This is a genomic window from Propionicimonas sp., from assembly GCF_034927565.1.
Classification (GTDB): Bacteria; Actinomycetota; Actinomycetes; order Propionibacteriales; family Propionibacteriaceae; genus Propionicimonas.
Genome location: NZ_JAYFPT010000011.1, coordinates 20182 through 35969, shown reverse-complemented (window position 1 = coordinate 35969; position 15788 = coordinate 20182). Strand labels below are relative to the sequence as shown.

Genomic DNA, 15788 nt, shown 5'->3' with positions numbered 1-15788 from the left:
AGGTGACGCAGGCTCTCTGCCTGTTCGTCGGTGAGGGCACTGACCATGAGGTCCTGAACGGTTTCGACCTCGGTCACGGCGGCTGCCAGCAAGTCTTCGCCCAGGGCAGTGAGATGCGCCGGCAGTACCCGTCCGCTCGATGCCTCCTCGGCTCGTTCGACCAGGCCGCGCTGCTCCAACCCGCGCAACAGGGCGTTCATCGTCTGGCGCGTGACGAACGCACCCCGAGCCAGTTCCGAGTTCGACGCTCCCGGCGCCCGGCTGAGCAACTCCAGGCAGACGTACTGCGGGGTCGTCAGGCCGAGCGGCCTGAGCACATCGTCCATCCGAGCGCGGAGCGCAGCCTGCGCCTGCTTGAGCCGATAGCCGACCATCGACCCGAGGGAGTCTGCGGATTGCGTCATGTAAGGATTCTGACATAGAGTGAGTGTGTCAGTATCCTGACACACTACTTGAAAGGACCTACCGTGGCAGTGACCGGCCCAGACTTCATCGCCCTGCAGGTACGCGATCTCGAGCGTGCCGCTACCTTCTACGAGACCCGGCTCGGCCTGACCCGCACCCCGGCATCGCCGCCCGGCGCGGTCGTCTTTACGACCACACCGATCGCGTTCGCGGTTCGAGAGCCACTGCCTGGCATCGAGCTGGACCGGATCAGCCCGCGTCCGGGCGCCGGCGTCGCGCTGTGGATGCACGCCGAGCATGTCCAAGAACTCCATGACTCGCTCGCTGCGGCGGACACGCCGATCCTGCGCGGCCCTGAGCCCGGCCCCTTCGGACTCATGTTCACCTTCACCGACCCGGACGGGTATGCGGTGACGATCCACGAGCAGGCATGACCCAGAGGATCGAGGGAGCACTCCTCGTGTGCCCCCAACGGGATTCGAACCCGTACCGGAGCGGGTTTAAGCCGCCTGCCTCTACCGATTGGGCTATGGGGGCCCGGTGGGCAGCCTAGCGAGGGTTTCCCAGGCAGGGGACGCCGGCAGCAATCAGCAGGTCGATCGCCTCGTCGCCGAGCGGGTTGACCCCGCGCCCGGCAGCCAGGGCGTGCCCGACCAGGACGTGCAGGCATTTGACCCGGGTCGGCATTCCGCCCGCGCTGATCCCCGCGATCTCCGGCACGGCGCCCAGGCTTGCCCGGTCGGTCAGATAGGCCTCGTGAGCGCGGCGGTAGCCAGCCGCCAGGTCGGCGTCCTCCCCCAGCCGCGCGGTCATCGCCGCCATCACGCCAGCGGCCTCCAGGGTCGACACCGCCGAGGTCAGGGTGGCGCAGGTGAGGTAGTAGGTGGTGGGGAAGGGGGTACCGTCCGGCAGCCTCGGCGCGGTGACCACCACCCCAGGTTCACCGGTCGCGCAGCGCCAGGCGATCCCGACGACGCCACGGGGCTCGCGTCCCAGCTGGTCGGTGATGGTCGCCTCGTCGGCGGCGGTCATGGGCTCGATCGGCATGCTCAGCGGGTTGTCACCTTGCGGGCCGGGGCATCGGCGGCCCGGATCGAGCCCCACAGCCGATCCGACCAGACCGACTCCTGTTCGTCGGCAGGCAACTGCTGCTCGGCGTCGATCACCACGCCGCCGCCGATCGGTTTGCCCTCCTCATCGACCACCCGGTAACCGATCTCGCCGGGCATCACCCAGCCCAGCCGGTCGCGAGCCTGAGCCTTGACGTAGGCGGGGTCGTCCCAGCGGGCCAGCTGGTCCTCCAGGTCATTGATCTGGGCGGAGCGCTCGCGCACCTCCTGCTCGGCGACTGCCAGTTCGTGCTGCTGGTCGAGATAGATCCGCAGGCTCGAGGCGTACGACAGGGCCAGCATCACCACGACCACCACGACGACCAGCGCCCGTCCGGTCATCTGGGCACCCAGCCGGCGCAGCGGCGGCAACCGGCGCGGCGGTGCAGTCTCGACGACCAGTGGTTCGGTCACGTCCGGGCTGACCGGGCTGGATGCGCGAGTACCGGCCCGGGGGCGCCTGCTGGGGCGTCTCGGGCCGGTACTGGCAGAACTCGGGCTACGCGTGTCGCGAGCCATGGACCTTGACCTTCATCAGGTCAAGGGTAACCGGATCAGGCCTGGAACCTCGGGAAGGCGGAGGCACCGGCGTAGCGCGCGGCGTCCTCCAGATCCTCCTCGATGCGCAGCAGCTGGTTGTACTTGGCAACCCGCTCGGTGCGCGCCGGGGCACCGGACTTGATCTGACCGCAGCCCAGCGCGACGGCCAGATCGGCGATCGTGGTGTCCTCGGTCTCGCCGGAGCGGTGGCTCATCATGGTGGAGTAGCCGTTGCGGTGGGCCAGGGTGACCGCGTCGATGGTCTCGGTCAGCGAACCGATCTGGTTCACCTTCACCAGCAGCGCATTGGCGGTCTTGGTGTCGATGCCCTTCTGCAGCCGCTCCACATTGGTGACGAACAGGTCGTCGCCGACGAGTTGCACCTTGTCGCCGAGCAGTTCGGTGATGTGCTTCCAGCCGTCCCAGTCCTCCTCGTTCAGCGGATCCTCGATCGAGACCAGCGGGTACTTGGCAACCAGCTCGGAGTAGTAGGCCACCATCTCCTCGTAGGTCTTCGAGCCGCCCTCGAAGGCGTAGCTGCCGTCCTCGTTGTAGAACTCGGACGCGGCCACGTCCAGCGCCAGCGCGACATCGGTACCCGGCTTGTAGCCAGCGTTGGTGATGGCCTCGAGGATCAGATCCAGCGCCTCGGCGTTGGAGGCCAGGTTGGGGGCGAAGCCGCCCTCGTCACCCAGGCCGGTAGCCAGGCCACGGCCCTTCAGCACGGCCTTGAGGGCGTGGTAGACGCCAGCACCCATCTCGAGGGCCTCAGCGAAGGAGGCGGCGCCGATCGGGGCGATCATGAACTCCTGGATGTCGACGTTGGAGTCGGCGTGGGAGCCGCCGTTGAGGATGTTCATCATCGGGACCGGCAGCAGGTTCGCGGTCGGGCCACCGAGGTAGCGGTAGAGCGGCAGTTCGGCGGACTCGGCGGCAGCGTGGGCCACGGCCAGCGAGACGCCGAGGATCGCGTTCGCGCCCAGGGAGCCCTTGTTCGGGGTGCCGTCGAGATCGATCATCGCGTCGTCCAGCGCACGTTGGTACTGCGCGTCGTAGCCGAGCACCTCGGGAGCGATCTGCTCGATGACGTTCTCGACCGCCTTCAGGACGCCCTTGCCGCCGTAGTGGGCCTCGTCGCCGTCACGCAGTTCGACGGCCTCGAAGGCGCCGGTGGAAGCGCCGGACGGAACAGCGGCCAGGCCCTCGGAGCCGTCATCGAGGACGACCTGGACCTCAATCGTGGGGTTGCCGCGCGAGTCGAGAATCTGCCGCGCGTCTACGGAGTCGATGAGTGCCACTTGCATGCCTTTCAGACGTGGATTGATACCACGCCTAACCCTACGGCTTCGGCCTGCCCACCGCACGCTGAGCAGGAAGGTGCGGGCGACGCGAGCAGCCACCGACCAGGGACGACGGAAGCGCAGGGCTCGGCACCGCTCAACCCTGCGGCTGTTCGGCCTCCAACCGCCGCAGCCGATCCTCCAGGTCGCGCAGCGCCTGGCGGGCCTCTTGCTCGGGATCGACCCCCAGCGCTTCAGCGGTCGCCACCAGCCGAAGGAACTCCTCCCCCAGTCGTGACGGTTCCAGGTCCGCCGGCTCGACGCCCAATTCCTCCGGCGGATGACCCTGGCTGCGGGCGCGGCCGATCACCTTGTGCGCCCGGGCGAGGGCGCTCAGCCGCTCGGGAATGCCGTCGAGCGCGGACGTCCGTCCCTTCTCGAGCTTCTTGCGCCGCTCCCAGGAGCCGATCAGGTCGTCGGGCACCTCCGCCTCGCCGAAGACGTAGGGGTGCCGCGCGATCAGTTTGTCGGCGATCCGGGCGGCCACGTCCTCAATGTCGAAGCGCCCGGCCTCGGCCGCGATCTCGGCGTGGAACAGCACCTGCAGCATCAGGTCACCGAGTTCCTCCAGCAGGTCGGCGTCGTCACCGTTCTCGATCGCCTCGACGAGTTCGCCGGTCTCCTCCACCAGGTAGTGCACCAGCGACAGGTGGGTCTGCTCGGCGTCCCACGGGCAGCCCGAGCGCAGGGCGTGCATCACGCCGATCAACCGGTCGACCTGGGGATGGCTGGTAGTCATGTCACCATCGTCGCGTCCACGCGACGGACCCGACCTGGTGATCATGCTGTGGTCGGACGTGCCGGGTGCCTCCGACGACGGCTCAGGCGGCCGCGGCCGGTGCCGGGCTGGACAGTGAGCCCGTCCCGTTGCCCAGCTGCAGGGTGGTCGGGTCGAACTCTCCGTAGCGCGGGTTCACCACCACGGTGAAATCGGCGGCGGCGGCCATGAAGGCGTCCTTGCCGAGCTGGGAGGCCAGCAGCTGGGTATTGGCGAAGTCGTGGATGAACGCGGCGAGTTCGGGGGTGGCGGCGAGCTGCTTGAGCTGGTCGCTGCTCTCCACGGCCTGCGTGACGTCGTCAGCGGACACGCTGGCTCCGGTCTTGGCCCCCACCTGCCGGGCGATCTCGTTGCTGATCAGGATCGAAGCGGCCGTCCGGCGCCAGGTACCGGCAGCCTCCGGCTCGCCGTTGCCGGCCGCCAGGCCCTGCGAGATCGCGTCCACGGTGGCTTCGGGGATCACCACGCCGTTCACCTCGGCGGCGACCCGGGGACTGTTCCCGGAGCAGCCGGTCAGCACCAGCATTCCCGCGACCACCAGTGTCACCAGCGCCTGCACAGCCCGCTTCATGCCCATGTCTCCTGCCTTGGTCAACCCGGACGATCTTAGCTCGAATCCACCGGCCGATTGGCGCGGACGGCGTCGCGGTCAACGGTTGGCGCCCACCGGGAAGAGGTCGGCCAGCACCTGGGTCGCCCAGGCCAGCAGGGCGGCGTCGGTCACCGGCTGGCCGCCGATCGGACGGGTCATCGGCCGCGGCACCAGGACGAAGCCCGACGCCTTGCGCAGTTGTGAGCCCGGGTAGAGCCGCGCCAGCCGCAACTGGGCGGATTCCGGCAGATCGGCCGGGGCGAACCGGATGTTCGTGCCGGCCTGGATCACCTCGGTGATCCCCCGGCGGCGGGCCTCCAGCCGGAAGGCCGCCACGGCCAGCAGCGCCTCCACCGGAGGCGGCGGGGTGCCATAGCGGTCGGTCAACTCGTCGCGGACGGCGGACAGCTCGTCGGCCGAGGACACCGCCGCCAACCGCTTGTACATCTCCAGCCGCAACCGTTCGCTCTCGACGTAGTCGCCGGGCAGGTGGGCCTCCACCGGAAGCTCGATCCGCATCTCGGGCTCGGGTGCGGTCTCCTCGCCCCGGAACTCGGCCACCGCCTCGCCGACCAGGCGGATGTAGAGGTCGAAGCCGACCTCGGCGATGTGCCCCGACTGCTCTCCGCCCAGCAGGTTGCCGGCGCCGCGGATCTCCAGGTCCTTCAACGCGATCGCCATGCCGGCGCCCAGATCGGTGTGGGCGGCCATGGTGGCCAGCCGGTCGTGGGCGGTCTCGGTGAGTGGCTTCTCCGGCGGGTAGAGGAAGTAGGCGTAGCCGCGCTCGCGGCCGCGGCCCACCCGTCCGCGCAACTGGTGGAGCTGCGACAGGCCGAGCAGGTCGGCCCGCTCGATCAGCAGGGTGTTCGCCGTCGAGATGTCGAGGCCGGCCTCGACGATCGTGGTACAGACCAGCACGTCGTAGCGGCGTTCCCAGAAGTCGATCATCACCTGTTCGAGGGCGTGCTCGTTCATCTGGCCGTGAGCCACGGCAATCCGGGCCTCAGGGACCAACTCGGCCAGCCGTTTGGCGGTCTTCTCGATCGAGTTGACCCGGTTGTGGATGTAAAAGGCCTGACCCTCCCGGGCCAATTCCCGGCGGATCGCCGCACGCACCTGACGCTCGTCGTACGGCCCGGCAAAGGTGAGGACGGGGTGGCGCTCCTCCGGCGGGGTGGTGATCACGCTCATCTCGCGGATCCCGGTGATCGCCATCTCCAGGGTCCGCGGGATCGGGGTGGCGCTCATCGCCAGCACGTCGACGTTCAGCCGCAGCTTCTTCAGCGCTTCCTTGTGCTCGACGCCAAAGCGCTGCTCCTCGTCAATGATCACCAGGCCGAGGTCGGAGAAGGCAATCTCGTCGGAGATCAGCCGGTGGGTGCCGACCACGACGTCGACGCTGCCGGACGCCAGCCCGTCGATCACCTTCTTCTTCTCCGCCGGGGTCTGGAACCGGCTGAGCGCCGCGACGGTCACCGGGAAGCCGGCGTAACGGTCGGCGAAGGTGGCCTGGTGCTGCTGCACCAGTAGCGTGGTGGGCACCAGGACGGCCACCTGCTTGCCGTCCATCACCGCCTTGAAGGCGGCCCGGACGGCGATCTCGGTCTTGCCGTAGCCGACGTCGCCGCAGATCAGCCGGTCCATCGGGACCACCTGCTCCATGTCCGCCTTCACCTCGCTGACCGCAGCCAGCTGGTCGGGGGTCTCGACGTGGATGAAACCGTCCTCGAGTTCCCGCTGCCACACCGTGTCCGGACCGAAGGCGTGCCCCCGGGAGGCCTGCCGGGCCGCGTACAGCTTGATCAGCTCGGCGGCGATCTGCCGGACGGCCTTACGGGCCCGGGAGGTGCGTTTGGCCCAGTCGGCCCCGCCCATCCGGTCCAGGGTGGGCGCCTCGCCGCCGACATAGCGGGTGACCAGGTGCAACTGGTCCATCGGGACGTAGAGCCGGTCGCCGGGCTGGCCGCGCTTGCTGGCCGCGTACTCGATCACCAGGTACTCCCGGGTGGCTCCGGCGACCGTCCGCTGCACCAGTTCGACGTAACGGCCCACCCCGTGCTGCTCGTGGACGACCGGGTCGCCAGCCTCAAGCTCGAGTGGGTCGATCTGGTTCTTTCGCCGGGTGGGCATGGTGCGCGCGGCCTTGTCGGTGTCGCGCTGGCCGGAGAGGTCGCCGGCGGTGAACACGTCCAGCCCGCTGCGGGGCAGGCTGAACCCGTGGCGCAGCTCGGCGACCAGCACCGTCACCCGACCGGCCGGCGGCTGTGCGGTGGTCGGGATCCTGCCGGTGGCCGAGCCCTCCGTCAGGTCGTCCGCGGCCGGCGGCACCCCGAGCACCACCGGCAGATCGGCGCCCTTGAGCACCTCCACCATGCGCTTGGCCCGGCCGTCGGAGTCGGCCACCAGGACGGTGCGGTGCCCGGCCCGGATTGCCTCGGCGACCGCCGCGACTGCCGCCTCGGTGTCGCCTCGCCAGACCGGTGCCTCCTCGGCCTCGACCCTCAGGGTGGCCAGCGTGGATCGCTCGGCCCGGTGGAGCCGGGCGTCCGCCGCTGCCTGGTCGAAGCCGTCGTCCAGCACCGGGTCGTCGTCGCCCCCCGGCCGGCTGGCGGCCGGCTCGTCCAACTGCCCGCTGCTGAACGGCGACAGGCTCCACCAGGACTGGCCGCGTTCCAGTGCACGTGACCTCACCTCGGCCAGCGTGCGGTAGGCCGAGGCGGCCAGGTCGATCGGTTCCTTGCCACCCTCGGCTGCGGCCGCCCAGGACGCGCCCAGGAACTCCTCGCTGGTGGTCACCAGTTCCTGGGCGCGACCGCGGATCCGCTCCGGGTCGCTGACCAGGATGCGGGTGTCGGCCGGCATCACGTCGATCAGCAACTCCAGGCCGTCCACCAGGACGGGCGCCAGCGCCTCCATCCCGTCCACGGCGTGACCCTGGGAGATCCGGTCGAAGAGCTCCCCCAGCGTTCCCTCGACGTCGCCGTACTGCATGGCGAGCACCCGGGCACGTTCTTTCACCGCCTCGGTGATCAGCAGTTCCCGGCAGGGCGAGGCGATCACCTCGGGGAGGGTCTCGTCCATCGACCGCTGGTCGGCCACGGAGAACGGCCGGATCTCCTCGATGGTGTCGCCGAAGAAGTCGATCCGGACGGGGTGCTCCAGGACAGGTGGGAAGACGTCGACGATCCCGCCGCGGACGCAGAACTCGCCGCGGCGTTCGACCAGGTCGACCCGGGTGTAGGCGGCGTCGACCAGGTCGTGGGCGACCTGGGTGATGTCGTAGTCGGCACCAGTCACCAGCCGGACGGGCAGCAGCTCACCCAGGCCGGTGACCTGGGGCTGCAGCAGGGCACGGACCGGCGCCACCACCACCGTGGGGGCCGGCAGCGGGTCGTTGCCGAGCAGGCGCCGCAGGACGGCGAGCCGGCGTCCGACGGTGTCCGAGCGCGGGCTCAGACGTTCGTGCGGCAGGGTCTCCCAGGCCGGGTAGTAGGCAACCTCGGCAGGCTCCAGCAGCGAGCTCAGGGCTGCCGTGGCGGCCTCGGCCTCGCGGAAGGTGGAGGTGACCAGGAGAGTGGGCCGCTGCTGAGCCAGGGCTGCGGTCAGCAGCGGCCTGGCAGGCTCTGGGACGGTGACGTCGAGCGCGTCGAGGCCGGTCGCGGCAGCGTCGAGACAGACTGCGACCGTCGGATCGGTCGCGAACAACTCCACCAGACCCGCCATACGCACGCCGGCCACCTTACCCCGGTGGGCCAGCTGTTCCGGACGGGGACTCCCACGGGCGCAGGCTCAGGAGTTGAACTCGTTCTGCGCGGCCTCCAGGCCCTGGCTCAGCAGGGTGAGGACGGCATCGCCGGCCCGGGCGATGTCCACGTCGAAGGACTCCCGCTCGGCAGTCGGAACCCCGGTGAGTACGTAGTCGGCCGGTGCCTGGGAGCCGGGCGGACGTCCGATACCGATCCGCACCCGGTAGAAGTCGCCGGTGCCGAGGTGGCGACGGATCGACTTCAGGCCGTTGTGGCCGTTGTCGCCACCGCCGAACTTGAGCCGGATCCGTCCCGGGTCAAGGTCGAGTTCGTCGTGGACCGCCACGACCGACTCGGGTTTGATGCCGAAGTAGCCCGCAACCCGCTCGACGGCGCGGCCGGAGTCGTTCATGTACGTCCGCGATTTCATCAGCACCACTTTGGCGGCCTGGTCGCCGACCCCGCCCAGGTCACCGCTGGCGGTGAGCCGGGTCTGGGCGACGTCGGCGCCCAGCCGCAGCGAGTGGGTGAACCCGACCGGGGCACGCCCGGCCAGGTCCTCCACCACGAGATAGCCCGCGTTGTGGCGATGGGCCGCATACGACCTGCCCGGATTGCCGAGCCCGACAACAAGCCACGCGTTACCCATCGCGACGATCACGCCTCCTCGGTAGCAGTCTCCTCAGCCGCAGTTCCGGCCTCGGCCTCAGCGTCGCCCTCGGTGACCGCGGGCTCCTCGACCCGCAGCGCGGCGATGCTCAGGATCAGGTCGTCCGGCTCGCCGTTGAAGACGGCGCCAGCCGGCAGGGTCAGGTCCTTGGCAGCGATGTGCTGACCGATCTGCATCCCCTCGACATCGATCTCGACCGACGCCGGGATGTTGGTGGCCTCGGCCTCGAGGGCGATCGTCTGCTGGTCCATCGTGATGACCCCGTCGACCTTCTCCTCGTTGATCACGATCAGTGGCACCTCGACGGTGACCTTCTCGCCACGGCGGACGATCACCAGGTCGATGTGCTCGATGTCGCCCTTGACCGGGTTGCGCTGCACCTGCTTCGGCAGCGCGAGCTGGTCCTTGCCGCCGTCGATCGACAGCGTCAGCAGCGCGTTGGCGGTGCGCAGCGCCAGCAGCACCTCGTGCCCGGGCAGCGCGACATGAACGGGATCCGTCCCGTGGCCGTACAGCACGGCCGGCACCAGTCCGGCCCTGCGGGCCCGTCGGGCGGCCCCCTTGCCGAACTCGGTTCGGGTTACCGCTGCAATCTTGTTCTCGGACACCTTGTTGTACTCCTCAACCTCGTCTATCGCTTCGCTGCTCAGCAAGGGAGGACCTTGTCGATCACGGGCACCAGACCCCTCGCCGAGGATGGCAACAGCCTAGCGTGGCTTCGGCCGACAGCGAAAGTCGGCAACCGGCGAATGCCCTCGGGGCACCGTCACCTCGCCGATTCGACGGCGCGGTCGCTGTCGAACCGAACGACCGAGCAGCGGCGTCGGCTCAGTGCTCGTTGAACAGGGACGTGACCGAGCCCTCCTCGAACACCGCCCTGACCGCCTTGGCGATCAGCGGGGCCATCGAGAGCACGGTCAGCTTGGGGATGGTCACTTCGTCGGTGATCGGGAGGGTGTTGGTGACGATCACCTCGGAGAACGGCGCCTCGTTCAGCCGCTGCGCCGCGGGACCTGAGAGCACCGGGTGGGTGGCTGCGGCGATCACACCCTTGGCGCCGTGGTTGACCAGTGCCTCGGCCGCCTGGCAGATGGTGCCGGCGGTGTCGATCATGTCGTCCACCAGCAGGCACATCCGTCCGCGAACGTCGCCGACCACCTCGCCGACGGCCACCTCGTTGGCCTTGTTCGGATCCCGCCGCTTGTGGATGATCGCCAGCGGGGAGCCGAGCCGGTCGGACCACATGTCGGCCAGCCGCACCCGCCCGGCGTCGGGGGAGACCACGGTCATCTCCGAGACGTCGTAGTGCGAGGCGACGTACTCGTGCAGGACGGGCAGCGCCATCAGGTGGTCGACCGGGCCGTCGAAGAAGCCCTGGATCTGGGCGGCGTGCAGGTCGATCGACATCAGCCGGGTCGCACCGGCGGTCTTGTAGAGGTCGGCCACCAGGCGCGCCGAGATCGGCTCGCGTCCGGCGTGCTTCTTGTCCTGCCTGCCGTAGGGATAGAACGGGGAGATCACCGTGATCCGCTTGGCGGACGCCCGCTTCAGCGCGTCGATCATGATCAACTGTTCCATCAGCCACTCGTTGACCGGGGCAGGGTGGCTCTGGATCACGAAGGTGTCTGCGCCGCGCACCGACTCCTCGAACCGGACGTAGATCTCGGAGTTGGCGTAGGTCAGCGAGCGGGTCGGGACCAGCTGGACCCCGAGCAACTCGGCAACCTCCTCCGCAAGTTCGGGGAAGGCCCGTCCGGTACACAGCATGAGATGTTTCTCGGTCGGGCGGGTGATCCCACTCACTGGGCGGCCTCCTGGGCGTCTGGTGCGCCAAGACTAGTAGTTCCGCCGCCGGATGGGGACGACGGTTCACCCAGCGCCGCGCGCGCTGCGGCGTCGGTGGCGGTGCCGGCACGCCGGCGGGCCACCCAGCCTGCGATATTGCGCTGTTTGCCCCGCGCCACGGCCAGCTCACCCGGCCCCACGTCGCCGGTGACGGTCGAGCCGGCGGCCACGTAGGCGCCGTCGGCGATGTGCACCGGTGCCACCAGGACGGAGTCGCTGCCGACGAAGCTGTGGTTGCCGACCGTCGAGGTGTTCTTGGTCACCCCGTCGTAGTTGGCGAAGATCGTGCCGGCGCCGATATTGGCGCCTTCGCCGATCTCGGCGTCACCGCAGTAGGTCAGGTGCGGCACCTTCGACCCGGCCCCGATGACCGCCTTCTTGGTCTCGACGAAGGCACCGACCTTGGCCTTCTCACCGACCTCGGTGCCCGGACGCAGGTAGGCGAACGGCCCCACCGTCGCACCGTCGGCGATCACCGCCAGCTCGGCATGGGTGCGGACCACGGTGGCGCCCTCGCCCACCTCGACATCCACCAGCGTGGTGTCGGGGCCGATGCAGGCTCCCCGTCCGACCGACGTGGCGCCCTCCAGCGACGTGTTCGGCAGCAGCGTCACGTCCTCGGCGAGGTCGACGCCGTCGTGGATCCAGGTGGTGGCCGGATCGACGATGGTGACCCCCGCGGCCATCCAGTGGCGCAGCAACCGGCGGTTCAGCTCGGCTCCCCGTTCAGCCAGTTGGATCCGGTCGTTGACCCCCTCGGTCTGCAGATAGTCGGCCAGGACGCGAGCGCCGACCCGGTGCCCGGCGCCGCTGGCGTAAGCGATCACATCGGTGAGGTACAGCTCGCCCTGAGCGTTGCCTGCCTGCAGGCTGGCAATCCCCTCGGCCAGCAGGCCGGCGTCGAAGACGTAGATGCCGGCGTTGATCTCTGCGATGTCGCGTTCGGCGTCGCTGGCGTCCTTCTGCTCGACGATCCGGGCAACCGCGTCACCGTCCCTCACGATCCGGCCGTAGCCGGTCGGATCGGGGACGACCGCGGTCAGCACCGTGACCCGGTTGCCTTCCTCGCGGTGGGCCTGTACCAGGTCACGCAGCGTCGCACCCTCCAGCAACGGGACGTCTCCGCTGGTCACCACCACGTCACCGGTGATCCCCGGCAGCACCGACAGGCCGGCGCGAACCGCGTCGCCGGTGCCGCGCTGCTCGGCCTGGAGCGCGGTGATCGCCTGCGGCGCCACTTCAGCAAGATGCGCCTCGACCTGTTCGCGCTGGTGGCCGACGACCACCACCAGGTGCTCCGGATCAAGGAAACTCGCGGCATCCACCGCCCAGGAGATCATCGAACGACCCGACAGTTTGTGCAGCACCTTCGCGGTCGCGGACTTCATCCGCGTTCCCGCCCCGGCGGCCATGATCACGACCGCGGCGACCCGCGGCGATTCGGCGACGGTCTGCTCGGACACCAGTCACTCCCAACCTTGGTGGACATCCCGATCCCCGGGGCGCTGCCCGGCGGCGGTTCTCACCTTATCTTGGCCTTCCCACCGATTCGGAAGCGAGGGCGGACGGGTGGGAATCGACCACCGTCCAGACTCGTGCGCTCCGTGGTCACGGGTCGTCGGAAACCGGCTCACCCATGACATCGCCGCCCGGTTGGTACGGCCGGCGGAGGGACGAGCACTCGTCCGCTCATCGCCGGCCTCGCTACGTCCGCTCCCCGAGCAGGAGTCGAACCTGCGTCGCTAATCCTGATTCAAAGTCAGGCGGGCCCTGCCGGCAGACCAATCGGGGATCGGCCATCTCGCGATGGCTGGATCACACTCTATGTGGCTGCGGCGTGATCCGCCTCTTCGATGCCGACCGGCGCTGCGGCGGACTCCCCGGCGGACGCTCCAGCCAGCCCCTCAACCCGTTCACTGGAGTAATTGTCCCAGACGCCCGTTTCGTCACACCCGAACTACTGAGAATTTCCTGAGAATCCGGGGCAGGGGATGGACGGTTGGCCGATCGCGCCGGCTACCGACACACTGTGAGGTATGAACCAGCCGTCCGGACTGCCGCGTGCCCGCCGCGGACGTGTCCGGATGACGCGGGCGCAGCGGCGGGAACAACTCATTGAGGTCGCTCGCGGCCTGTTCGCCGAGCGCGGTCTGGACGGCACCTCCGTCGAGGAGATCGCCGCCCACGCCGGAGTCAGCAAGCCGGTGGTTTACGAGCACTTCGGTGGCAAGGAAGGCCTGTACGCGGTCGTGGTCGACCGGGAGGTGCAGAAGCTCCACGGCGCGATCAAGGTTGCCTTGGCCAACCCGCGGGCCAATCCCCGTGCGCTCATCGAGCAGGGGACGCTGGCGCTGCTCGACTACATCGACGACAACACCGACGGTTTCCGGATCATCTCCCGGGACTCCTCGGCCCCTTCGGAGACCACCTCCTTCGCAACCATCCTGTCCGACATCGCCTCCCGGGTGGAGGACCAGTTGGCCGCCGAGTTCACCAAGCGTTCGCTCGACCCGGACACAGCGCCGCTCTACGCCCAGATGCTGGTGGGACTGGTGGCGCTGGCCGGCCAGTGGTGGGTGGACACCCGCGGCGAGCACGCCCTCGACAAGCCGACGGTCGCTGCCCACCTGGTGAACCTCTCCTGGTACGGCCTGCGCAACCTGCGGGCAGAGCCCCGGCTGCTCACCTATCGCCAGCCCGGCACAGACCAGGGCTGACCGGCACCGCAGCACTCCACGCCCCGGCGGGCCGGCGTTCGGCGAACCGCGCTCAACTGATCAGCCGGACGCCCGGGACGGGGCCGTACACCCGCTTCACCGAGCGGCAGATCCCGTGGCTCGCCAGGCCCACCGAGAGGTCGATCGCGGCGGACTCGTCCCCGACCAGGAAGGCCACCGTCGGGCCGGAACCCGACACGATGCCACCCAGCGCACCAAGGTCGCGTCCAGCCGCCAGTACCTGCTGCAGTCCCGGACGCAGGCTCAGCGCCGCCGGCTCCAGATCGTTGACCAGACACGCCCCCAGCGACGCCGGATCTCCCGCGATCAGGGCGTTCAGCAGTCCGGCCGGCACCTCCAGCGCGGCGGCATCGTCCCGCCGCAACTCGTCGAACCGGCCGAACACGGCGGGGGTCGAGAGCTCGCCCTCGCTGAAGGCCAGCACCCAGTGATAGGTGCCGCGGCTCAAGACCGGGGCCAGCCGGTCGCCGCGGTCCGAGCCCAGCGCCGTCCCGCCGGTCAGGCAGAACGGAACATCGGCACCCAACCGGGTGCCCAGCGTCACCAGGTCGTCCGGCGCGGTGTCGAGATCCCAGAGCACCGAGCAGGCAAGCAGGGCGGCGGCGGCATCGGCCGAGCCACCCGCCATGCCGCCGGTCACCGGGATCGCCTTGCGAATGGTCAGCGCGCAGCCGAGTTCCTCGCTGCCGAACCGCCGCGCCAGCAGTTTCGCCGCCCGCAGTGCCAGGTTGGTGTCGTCGGTGGGAACCAGGTCGGCCTGCTCGCCCTGCACGGCGACGCTGAACTGGCCCGGGCCGGCCCAGCGGGCATCCAGTTCGTCGTAGACGGACACAGCCTGGAAGACGGTCGCCAGCGTGTGGTAGCCGTCCGGCCGCCGCGGTCCGCTGCGCAGCACCAGGTTCACCTTGCCCGAAGCCCGGACGCGGACGACCTCGCCCTCGGTCAGTGGGGATGCCATGGGGCGAAACTACCCCAGCGGCCCCGGCGCCGGTACCGCTGGCCACGAACAGCGGTCGCCCAACCCCCGGGAGTGGCGCGATTCGCGGCCCGGCAACCAACGCGATGAGTGCTTGAGTAACGGCGTCACATTCCTCCACCCGCGCCAGGGCCGCCCACGGCGCCGCACTGCTCAGCGCTGCGGCGCCGGCCGTCCGAGGAACTCGGCGATCGCGGCGAACTCCGCCACCGACAGCACCTCGCCCCGGGCCTGCGGATCGACCCCGGCGGCCTGGAGTGCTGCGGTGGCCGCCGCCGAGGAGCCGAACAGCCCGGCCAGTGCCCCGCGCAGCATCTTGCGGCGTTGCGCGAAGGCGGCGTCCACCACGGCGAACACCTGCTCCCGGGTCGCTGACGTGGACGGCGGCAGCTGCCGGGCGAACTCGACCAGCCCGGAATCGACGTTCGGCACCGGCCAGAACACCGTCGGCGGGACGCTCCCTACCCGCCGGGCGGTGCCGTACCAGGCCAGCTTGGCCGAGGGGACGCCATAGACCTTCGAACCCGGCGGCGCGACCAGCCGGTCGGCGACCTCGGACTGCACCATCACCAGCCCGGAGGCGATCGTCGGGAACACCGCCAGCACGTGCAGCAGCACGGGCACGCTGACGTTGTACGGCAGGTTCGCCACCACCGCAGTCGGTTGCGGGTCGGGCACCTCGCCGACGGCCAGCGCGTCCGCTTCGATCACGGTGAGGGCAGCCTGACGCCCGGGCATCAGCTCGGCCACCGTCCGGGGCAGCCGGCGGGCCAGGGACGGTTCGATCTCGACGGCCACCACCCGGTCGGCCACCTCCAACAGGCCGAGGGTGAGCGAGCCCAACCCCGGGCCGATCTCCAGCACCACGTCGTCGGCACCGACGCCCGCAGCCGCCACGATCCGCCGGACCGTGTTGGCATCGTGGACGAAGTTCTGGCCGCGCTGTTTGGTGGGCCGCAGGTCGAGTTCGGCAGCCAGAGCACGGACGGTGCGCGGGTCGAGCAGGCTCATCGCCCGGCCCCGCCTGTGGTGGTTCGGCCGGGGCCTGG

Annotated in this window: 15 protein-coding genes and 2 tRNA genes; 2 read left to right on the top strand and 15 right to left on the bottom strand. The window is 69.7% G+C overall.

What is annotated here, in order from left to right; genetic code table 11:
* Window positions 1–404: MarR family winged helix-turn-helix transcriptional regulator (locus VB080_RS03480; RefSeq protein ID WP_323417030.1), on the bottom strand; the 404-nt coding region annotated here is incomplete at its 3' end.
* A 63-nt stretch (window positions 405–467) separates the two neighbouring features.
* On the opposite strand from VB080_RS03480, the gene VB080_RS03475 reads away from it, so the two are divergent.
* Window positions 468–839, top strand: coding sequence for a VOC family protein (locus tag VB080_RS03475; protein WP_323417029.1), 372 nt, complete (start codon window positions 468–470; stop codon window positions 837–839).
* Window positions 840–868: 29 nt separating this feature from the next.
* Here the strand turns inward: VB080_RS03475 and VB080_RS03470 are convergent.
* The 12 genes from VB080_RS03470 to VB080_RS03415 all read right to left on the bottom strand — a co-directional run bounded on the left by VB080_RS03470 (window position 869) and on the right by VB080_RS03415 (window position 12817).
* A tRNA-Leu gene (locus tag VB080_RS03470) sits at window positions 869–942 on the bottom strand.
* A gap of 12 nt (window positions 943–954) precedes the next feature.
* Window positions 955–1452: a DUF501 domain-containing protein gene (locus VB080_RS03465; protein ID WP_323417028.1), complete on the bottom strand. Its 498-nt coding sequence runs from the start codon at window positions 1450–1452 to the stop codon at window positions 955–957.
* Window positions 1453–1454: 2 nt separating this feature from the next.
* A complete protein-coding gene (locus tag VB080_RS03460; RefSeq protein ID WP_323417027.1) occupies window positions 1455–1928 on the bottom strand; it encodes a septum formation initiator family protein in 474 nt (157 codons plus the stop codon).
* A gap of 140 nt (window positions 1929–2068) precedes the next feature.
* Complete coding sequence (eno, locus tag VB080_RS03455; RefSeq protein ID WP_416339592.1) at window positions 2069–3358, bottom strand: phosphopyruvate hydratase; 1290 nt, start codon at window positions 3356–3358, stop codon at window positions 2069–2071.
* A gap of 133 nt (window positions 3359–3491) precedes the next feature.
* Window positions 3492–4133 (bottom strand): MazG family protein, encoded by a 642-nt coding sequence (locus VB080_RS03450; protein WP_323417025.1) that lies wholly within the window; start codon window positions 4131–4133, stop codon window positions 3492–3494.
* Window positions 4134–4215: 82 nt separating this feature from the next.
* A complete protein-coding gene (locus VB080_RS03445) occupies window positions 4216–4743 on the bottom strand; it encodes a hypothetical protein (protein ID WP_323417024.1) in 528 nt (175 codons plus the stop codon).
* Window positions 4744–4821: 78 nt separating this feature from the next.
* Window positions 4822–8487 (bottom strand): transcription-repair coupling factor, encoded by a 3666-nt coding sequence (gene mfd, locus VB080_RS03440; RefSeq protein WP_323417033.1) that lies wholly within the window; start codon window positions 8485–8487, stop codon window positions 4822–4824.
* A gap of 66 nt (window positions 8488–8553) precedes the next feature.
* Window positions 8554–9159: an aminoacyl-tRNA hydrolase gene (gene pth / locus VB080_RS03435; RefSeq protein ID WP_323417032.1), complete on the bottom strand. Its 606-nt coding sequence runs from the start codon at window positions 9157–9159 to the stop codon at window positions 8554–8556.
* A gap of 8 nt (window positions 9160–9167) precedes the next feature.
* Entirely contained in the window at window positions 9168–9833 is a 666-nt protein-coding gene (locus VB080_RS03430; RefSeq protein ID WP_323417023.1) for a 50S ribosomal protein L25/general stress protein Ctc, read from the bottom strand.
* A 175-nt stretch (window positions 9834–10008) separates the two neighbouring features.
* A complete protein-coding gene (locus VB080_RS03425) occupies window positions 10009–10983 on the bottom strand; it encodes a ribose-phosphate diphosphokinase (protein ID WP_323417022.1) in 975 nt (324 codons plus the stop codon).
* Window positions 10980–12488 (bottom strand): bifunctional UDP-N-acetylglucosamine diphosphorylase/glucosamine-1-phosphate N-acetyltransferase GlmU, encoded by a 1509-nt coding sequence (glmU, locus tag VB080_RS03420; RefSeq protein WP_323417021.1) that lies wholly within the window; start codon window positions 12486–12488, stop codon window positions 10980–10982. Before glmU ends, VB080_RS03425 begins: the two co-directional genes overlap by 4 nt.
* A 250-nt stretch (window positions 12489–12738) precedes the next feature.
* Window positions 12739–12817 (bottom strand) — tRNA-Gln (locus VB080_RS03415).
* 244 nt (window positions 12818–13061) lie between these two features.
* Here VB080_RS03415 and VB080_RS03410 point away from each other — a divergent pair.
* Window positions 13062–13742 (top strand): TetR/AcrR family transcriptional regulator, encoded by a 681-nt coding sequence (locus VB080_RS03410; protein WP_323417020.1) that lies wholly within the window; start codon window positions 13062–13064, stop codon window positions 13740–13742.
* A gap of 52 nt (window positions 13743–13794) precedes the next feature.
* On the opposite strand, the gene VB080_RS03405 is transcribed toward VB080_RS03410, so the two are convergent.
* Together VB080_RS03405 and rsmA are read right to left on the bottom strand one after the other, a co-directional pair.
* A complete protein-coding gene (locus tag VB080_RS03405) occupies window positions 13795–14721 on the bottom strand; it encodes a 4-(cytidine 5'-diphospho)-2-C-methyl-D-erythritol kinase (protein ID WP_323417019.1) in 927 nt (308 codons plus the stop codon).
* 171 nt (window positions 14722–14892) lie between these two features.
* Window positions 14893–15750: a 16S rRNA (adenine(1518)-N(6)/adenine(1519)-N(6))-dimethyltransferase RsmA gene (gene rsmA, locus VB080_RS03400; protein ID WP_323417018.1), complete on the bottom strand. Its 858-nt coding sequence runs from the start codon at window positions 15748–15750 to the stop codon at window positions 14893–14895.
* Between the last annotated feature and the right edge of the window lie 38 nt (window positions 15751–15788).

What these genes read in the sequence shown, in the direction of transcription:
- VB080_RS03465 (WP_323417028.1), bottom strand. Translation starts at nt 1,452, where the DNA reads ATGCCGATCGAGCCCATGACCGCCGCCGACGAGGCGACCATCACCGAC.
- eno (WP_416339592.1), bottom strand. Translation starts at nt 3,358, where the DNA reads ATGCAAGTGGCACTCATCGACTCCGTAGACGCGCGGCAGATTCTCGAC.
- VB080_RS03450 (WP_323417025.1), bottom strand. Translation starts at nt 4,133, where the DNA reads ATGACTACCAGCCATCCCCAGGTCGACCGGTTGATCGGCGTGATGCAC.
- VB080_RS03445 (WP_323417024.1), bottom strand. Translation starts at nt 4,743, where the DNA reads ATGAAGCGGGCTGTGCAGGCGCTGGTGACACTGGTGGTCGCGGGAATG.
- mfd (WP_323417033.1), bottom strand. Translation starts at nt 8,487, where the DNA reads ATGGCGGGTCTGGTGGAGTTGTTCGCGACCGATCCGACGGTCGCAGTC.
- pth (WP_323417032.1), bottom strand. Translation starts at nt 9,159, where the DNA reads ATGGGTAACGCGTGGCTTGTTGTCGGGCTCGGCAATCCGGGCAGGTCG.
- VB080_RS03410 (WP_323417020.1), top strand. Translation starts at nt 13,062, where the DNA reads ATGAACCAGCCGTCCGGACTGCCGCGTGCCCGCCGCGGACGTGTCCGG.
- VB080_RS03405 (WP_323417019.1), bottom strand. Translation starts at nt 14,721, where the DNA reads ATGGCATCCCCACTGACCGAGGGCGAGGTCGTCCGCGTCCGGGCTTCG.
- rsmA (WP_323417018.1), bottom strand. Translation starts at nt 15,750, where the DNA reads ATGAGCCTGCTCGACCCGCGCACCGTCCGTGCTCTGGCTGCCGAACTC.